This is a genomic window from Trebonia sp. (assembly GCF_030042015.1).
GTDB lineage: Bacteria > Actinomycetota > Actinomycetes > Streptosporangiales > Streptosporangiaceae > Trebonia.
This window is the reverse complement of the sequence record NZ_JASIAL010000496.1, coordinates 20,965-27,072: the sequence shown is the minus strand read 5'-3', so window position 1 is coordinate 27,072 and position 6,108 is coordinate 20,965. Positions and strand designations below refer to the sequence as shown.

General features: G+C 69.1%; 5 protein-coding genes. All 5 read right to left on the bottom strand.

Annotated elements, in window-relative coordinates:
• Positions 1–646: 646 nt before the first annotated feature.
• Positions 647–1,186, bottom strand: coding sequence for a TIGR02391 family protein (locus Q1N79_RS26545; protein ID WP_300613625.1), 540 nt, complete (start codon positions 1,184–1,186; stop codon positions 647–649).
• 17 nt (positions 1,187–1,203) lie between these two features.
• Positions 1,204–1,779 (bottom strand): hypothetical protein, encoded by a 576-nt coding sequence (locus Q1N79_RS26540; protein WP_300613624.1) that lies wholly within the window; start codon positions 1,777–1,779, stop codon positions 1,204–1,206.
• Between the two features lie 682 nt (positions 1,780–2,461).
• A complete protein-coding gene (locus Q1N79_RS26535; protein WP_300613622.1) occupies positions 2,462–4,213 on the bottom strand; it encodes a long-chain fatty acid--CoA ligase in 1,752 nt (583 codons plus the stop codon).
• Positions 4,214–4,265: 52 nt separating this feature from the next.
• Positions 4,266–4,694, bottom strand: a complete 429-nt coding sequence (locus Q1N79_RS26530; RefSeq protein WP_300613620.1) for a hypothetical protein — start codon at positions 4,692–4,694, stop codon at positions 4,266–4,268.
• Positions 4,695–4,731: 37 nt separating this feature from the next.
• Complete coding sequence (locus Q1N79_RS26525) at positions 4,732–6,084, bottom strand: MFS transporter (RefSeq protein ID WP_300613628.1); 1,353 nt, start codon at positions 6,082–6,084, stop codon at positions 4,732–4,734.
• Positions 6,085–6,108 lie beyond the last annotated feature (24 nt).

Genomic DNA, 6,108 nt, shown 5'->3' with positions numbered 1-6,108 from the left:
AAGGACCGGGCGGGGGCCATGCTGGCGTTCAGCGCGCAGGCATGGCGACGGTTCGCTGCCATGGTGAGGGACTCCGCCGAGGCCTGAAACCCACAAGCCGTACGCCCCGCCGCCCGTAAGGGCGGCGGGGCGTAGATGCTCGGGCTCGTGGTTCTTCGTCGGGTTGGGGGTCTCGGGGGTCTCGGGGGCGCGGCCCCTGACCCAGCGAGGGGTCCTGTCGGATGGCGTCAGCCGGGATGGCAGACGTGAGCATGTCGGCCGCATGCTTGTCGGGGGAGGCAGGAAGGGGTGCGGTGCAGGGGGAACCTGGAACCGGGGCTCTTGGGTGCGCTAGCCGGGGAGTTCCGGGTTCCCCCTGCGGTTTTGATCTTGACTTTGACTTTCGTTCTTGACTCTCTTTGACTTTCGTTCTTGACTCTGTGGCGTAGTGGAGTCGGAGGGGTTCCCGACCTCGCCACCTTGCCTCTTTGAGGGGGTGAGATCGAGAAGCTTGGAGACGTAACGCAGCCGCGCCCACGGCAAGTGGGCAGGGATAACCGGACTGCCGGGGGGTTATAGCGCCTGCACGCGCGGGCGCTGTGCTGTTCGGGCGCTGTGCAACCGGTGTGTACATGTTGTGACGGCTAGAGTGAGATGCGTGGCGGGGTCAAGGGCCTTTTGGCCTGCGTGTCCGTGTGGCCTTCTTGGTGATCTGAAGCAGATCATCCACTAGCTCAAGCATCATGAGTGCACGAGCGGGGGAGTCATCGGTGAGAGTATGTGCGCGCGGATTTCGCCACGCGCCGACGACTCCCTGGCAGAGGAGCATGTGTCCTCGCTGGGCGCTAAGGTCGCTTTTGGACCGCAGACTGTTGATTCGCAGCAGCGCACCTTTTGGAGAGAATACGGCCGTCATGAGTTCGTCGCCGTCTTCGGTACGCCCGGTACGGCGTCGTACGAGTTCGTTGAGTGCTTTGACGCCGGCTTCAACTGCGTCTGCGTAGTGCTTGGAAACGAAACGCGTCCTCGTCGCGGCGCGCAGGTCCGGGTCGAGAATCCTGCGATCGTACTCAACGAGAAGCTCATCGTCTGGCGAGAGGCGAGACTCGGCTGCCTGTTGCGGCTCGATCAACTCAGGTGTCTTGGCCTCCGCAAACTCTGCAAGGTCGCTAGAGATCTGCTGCGCTAGCTTGAGCGCGGGCAGCATATAAGCATCCGATTGAATCACTTCTGGTAGAGATGTTTGGCCATGCTGGCGAAAATTTGATCGATCTGTTCGAGCGTGGCGTCGGCCGGGATGTGGATCTGGATGTCCAGGTGGACCATCGGCTGCCTTGGCGACGTCGGCTGAGTCTCGGGTAGTTGCGTAGGCAGCGCCACCGCACTGTTGGTCTCCCCAGAGTTCTGCGTGACCGTTGCCGGTGTGGTCTTGCGTCCGGCGGGCGGTCGGCTTGCCTTCTTTGCCTTCCCCTCGGGCGGAGTCGCAGTCGGCAGCATCTTTTCGGCGATCATGAGGTAGGTGGAGGTCATCTGCCTTGCGTTTACGCCTCCAAACCCCTTGTGCTCGAACCAGGTTGACACCTGAGTCTTGTCTGGGGCTCCGGTGGCGTCTGTGAGGCTGGCTAGCTCGGATGGGTAAACGTCATCCAGGATTTCCTGGCATGCGTCGGCATAGGAGGCGTCAACTCTCCACTTGTTGCCGCGGGCGGTGAGACCACCGTCTTCGTTGAGCAAGCCGAGTCGTCGCAGGGGGCTCACAATGTTGGTGGTCGCGCTCGCCGCGTTGGCCAGCCCCTGCATCGCTGCCACCGTCTCAGAGGTGAACTTCGTCGATGGTGCGTTAGCTGCGCGCTGTCGCAGCGAGCGCCAAGCGGAGCTACTCAGCTTGGGGTATGTGATTGCCGCCATCGGCCTGCCCTCGGGATGGAGAATAATTACGCGATGATAGCGCATTGTGACCGTTCAGCGCCGACGAGGTCGGCAAGCCGCCTGCCTCGGGCTTTCGAAGTGACACGTTAGTTCGGCCTGCATGTGTCCCTCCCCAATCGGCGCTGGTTACTGCTATAGGTACTGTCGATTCAGGAGGCGCGCCTGGTTGGCTTTTGGACTTTTCGCCCCGGCGCCGACCCACGCCGGTGCGGTGACGGCGCGGGAACGCGGGCCGGCACCCGCGTGCTGGCCGGGCGGCCCGGGTCGGCACGGCGCGTGATTTCCGCCGCGTCGGCGGTACCGCCTGCGGACCGCTTAACGTGTTAGAGCTGTACCGTCGCCTCCACAGTCAACCGACTGGCCGACTTCATTTTTTTTGCTGTTGGCACGAGGCCCTATCGGCCCCTGCTAACCCGTGATCATGAGGCGCATACCCCACGAGCGGGGCGTGGCGGGGACTCCTGGCCGGCCGGAGATTTGATACTCGCGGCTGCGGCAGATCTGGCGCGGCCGACTCGCGCGCGGCGCACATGGCGCGACCGAGGCGGTCGTGCTACGCGTAGAGGGCGTCGATGTCGGCGGCGTACTTGGCTAGCACGTAGTCCCTGCGCACCTTCTGCATCGGGGTCAGCTCCGCGCCGATCTCGAACGGGCCGGGCAGGATGGCGAACCGCCTGATGCTCTCCGCCGGGGACACCGGCGTGTTCGCCCGGTCGATCGCCTCGCCGATCACGGCCCGCAGGCTGGGGTCGTCGCGCAGCTCGGCGACGGTAGCGTCCGGCGGCTTGCCCGCCCGCTGCTTCCACCGGGTGAACGCGTCGCTGTCCAGCGTGACAAGCGCCGCGATATAGGGCCGCCGGTCGCCGACCACGACGCACTCCTCGACCAGCCAGTGCTCGCGCACCCGGTCCTCCAGCGGAGCGGGGGCCACGTTCTTGCCGCCGGCGGTCACGATCAGGTCCTTCTTCCGCCCGGTGACGAAGACGAAGCCGTCGTCATCGATCCGCCCGAGGTCACCGGTGCGCAGCCAGCGGCCGTCGAACGCCGCCGCGGTGGCGGCCGGGTTGCCCCAGTACCCCTGGAACACCGTCGGCCCCTGGGCCTCGATCTCGCCGTCGGCCGCGATGCGCACCGCGCAGCCTGGCAGCGGCAGCCCCACCGACCCCATCCGCTGCCGGCCGGGCAGGTTCATCGTGGCGGGCCCGATGGTCTCGGTGAGCCCCCAGCCCTCCATGACGACGACGCCGGCGCCGCGCAGGAAGTGCCCCAGGTTCTCGCTCAGCGGCGCCCCGCCGCTGATCACCCAGGCCATCCGGCCGCCGAGCGCCGCGCCCAGCCGCCGGTAGACCAGCCGCCCGAACGCCGCGCGCCGCAGCCGCAGCCACGTCCCGGGGCCCCCAGACCTCTCGCTGGCCTGGCTGTAGGCGATCGCCGCGGCCTCGGCCGCGGCGAACAGCCGCTCGTGACCGGTGTCCGCGGCCTGCTGGCGGGCGGCCGCGACGACCTTCTCGAGTACCCGGGGCACCACGAGCAGGATCGTCGGACGGAAGACGGGCAGCGCCCTGGCCAGCCGGCCGGGGCTGGGCAGGTATCCGGCGAGCTTGCCCTCGTGCACCAGGCAGAGCGCGACCACGCGGGCCAGGATGTGCGACAGCGGCAGGAAGAACAGGGTCGAGGCGTCGCCGGCGAGCACCCGCTCGCGGATCCCCTGGACGCTCGTGATGGCGCGCACCGCCTCGGCGAGGTTGCCGTGGCTGATCACGCAGCCCTTCGGCTGACCCGTGGTGCCTGAGGTGTAGACGATCGTCGCCACCGTTCCGGCGGTCAGCGCGGCCCGCCTGCGGCCGGTCTCGGCCGCGGGGACGCCGCGCCCGGCCGCCGCAAGCTCGTCAAGCCCGCCGCCGTCCATCGGCCAGATCATCTCCGCCCGCGGGAGCTGGGCGCGCCGGACCGCGTCCGCGAGCCGCGCGCTGCCGGCGAACACCCCGACCGCGCCCGAGTCCGTGAGCTCCCAGCGGATCTGCTCGACCGACGAGGTCTCGTGCACGGGCACCGTGACGGCTCCCGCGGCCCAGATCGCGAAATCGCAGGCCAGCCAGTCCAGGCTGACCGCCGCCAGCAGCCCCACCCGGTCGCCGGGCGCGACGCCTGCGGCGATGAGGCCGGCCGCGATCGAGCCGACCCGCCCGGCGAACTCCGCCGCGGTGACCTGCCGCCATGTCTCCCCGTCCGGCACGGCGAACATGGCGCGCCCTGGTTCCCTCGCGGCCCACTCGAACGGGTCGTCGCACACGCTCTCGCCCATGGTGCTTACCGTAGGCGACCCTGGCCCGCGCGCCCAGTGGCCAAGGTCCCGCTCAGGCGACGGCGACAGGGCCGAGTTCGCGGACCCCGTCCGGCGTGGCCAGGCAGAGCATCCGGACCGGTGACCTGTGCAGGGCCGCGCCCTGCTGCAGGACGCTGAGCCAGTACCGGTCCGCCTCACCCAGCTCGGGCATTCCCGGGCGGCTCAGCGCGATCACGACGCTGCCGTCGGGCTCGGCGTCGGAAAGCACCTGGGAGACGACGTAGCAGACGCCGCCGACCAGCTGCGGGTCGGGCGGCTCGGGTATGCAGTCGATCGGCACCACGACCTCGTTCTGGATGCCATCGCGGTCCAGGAACAGCAGCCACAGCGCCTGCAGCCTCCTGGCCTCCGCGTCGATGATCGCGCCGACGCGGGCAAGGACGTCCGCGTCGGTCCTTACCGGTGTCGCCAGCAGTTCGGAGCAGTGCGGAGTTTCCATAGGCCGCAGTCTGCCACCACGTGCTGACATTTCGCAGTTAAGTTACTACATTCTGTGCTTGAACGCTTTCGCGGCGTGCGCGCCGGATCCCGATCGCGAGGTAGCAGGCGACGACCGCGGTCCCCGCGCACATGGCCGCGGCGCTCAGCCCCAGCGACCAGCGCAGGCCGACCACCGCGCCGAACATGCCGACCGTGAGGCCGCTCCCGACCTTCATCCCGTTGGCGCCGACGCCGTAGACGCCCACGACCTGGCCCCGCTTCTCGCGCGGCGCGAGCAGCTGCACGACGGTCTGCGTGATCGACAGCGCGGCCAGGTTGGCGACGCCGCCGATGACGAGCAGCGGCGCCGACAGCGCCAGGCTGTGGCTGAACGCGAACGCCACCGTCGACACGCCGTAGACCGCGGTGCTCCACAGCGCGGCGCGGACCGACATCTTGAGCCACCCGGTGCCCTCGAGCAGCAGCCCGCCCAGGACGCCGCCGAGCCCGTTGGCGAACAGCAGCACGCCGTACGCCAGGCCGGCGCGCGACGTGCCCACGTCGCCCGCCATCGCGGGCATGACGGTCTGCATGGCGGCGCCGATGAAGAACGCGCCGAGCCCGGCCAGGAGGATCATCGCGACGAGCACCCGGTCCCTGGCGACCTCCCGGAACACCCGGACGGCCCCGACCACGCCGATCCGCGCCCGCGCGGTGACGCCGTGCCGCACGTGGCCGGTGTACTTGGTGCGCGCCATGAGAACGGTGAGCGGCACGTAGAACGCGACGTTGCAGAAGATGCCCTTGACCGGGCCGAGGCCAAGGAGCAGCGCCGAGCCGACGACCGGGCCGCACAGGATGCCCAGGCTGCGCGCCGTGGAGTTGAGCCGGATGGCGCTCGGCAGGTCGGCCGGCCCGACGAAGTCCTCGAGCATGAGCTGTTCGGCCGGCGCCCACAGCGCCCCGGCCATGCCGTGCAGTATCAGCAGCACGCAGGCGTTCCAGATCCGCAGCGCGCCGGTCGCGAACAGCACGCCCCAGCTGACGGACACCGCCATGAACAGCAGCTGCGCGCCCTGGATGAGCCTGCGGCAGTCGTGCCGGTCGGCCAGCGCGCCGAAGTACGGCGACAGCAGCAGGAACGGCAGCCAGTGGCTGATCACCTCAAAGCCGGTGAGCGCGGAGGAATGGAACCGCTGCCAGAGCACCCAGTACGTGATCACGTGCTCGATGTTGTCGGCCATCATCGACAGCGCCGCCCCGCCCAGGTACGGCCGGCACGATCTGCTGCGCAGCGCCGCGAACTTGGCCGGCGTGGCCTGCCCCAGTCCGTCCCCGCCCTCCTGGCCCGTCCCCTCCGCCAGGTCCCACACCGGCACGTGCGTCGGCACACCGCACGCAGCGCACATGCTCACTCCAGTGATCGCGGGGAC

Coding starts and splice junctions, on each gene's coding strand:
- Q1N79_RS26540 (WP_300613624.1), bottom strand. CDS start 1,779: ATGCAGGGGCTGGCCAACGCGGCGAGCGCGACCACCAACATTGTGAGC.
- Q1N79_RS26525 (WP_300613628.1), bottom strand. CDS start 6,084: ATGTGCGCTGCGTGCGGTGTGCCGACGCACGTGCCGGTGTGGGACCTG.
- Q1N79_RS26535 (WP_300613622.1), bottom strand. CDS start 4,213: ATGGGCGAGAGCGTGTGCGACGACCCGTTCGAGTGGGCCGCGAGGGAA.
- Q1N79_RS26530 (WP_300613620.1), bottom strand. CDS start 4,694: ATGGAAACTCCGCACTGCTCCGAACTGCTGGCGACACCGGTAAGGACC.
- Q1N79_RS26545 (WP_300613625.1), bottom strand. CDS start 1,186: ATGCTGCCCGCGCTCAAGCTAGCGCAGCAGATCTCTAGCGACCTTGCA.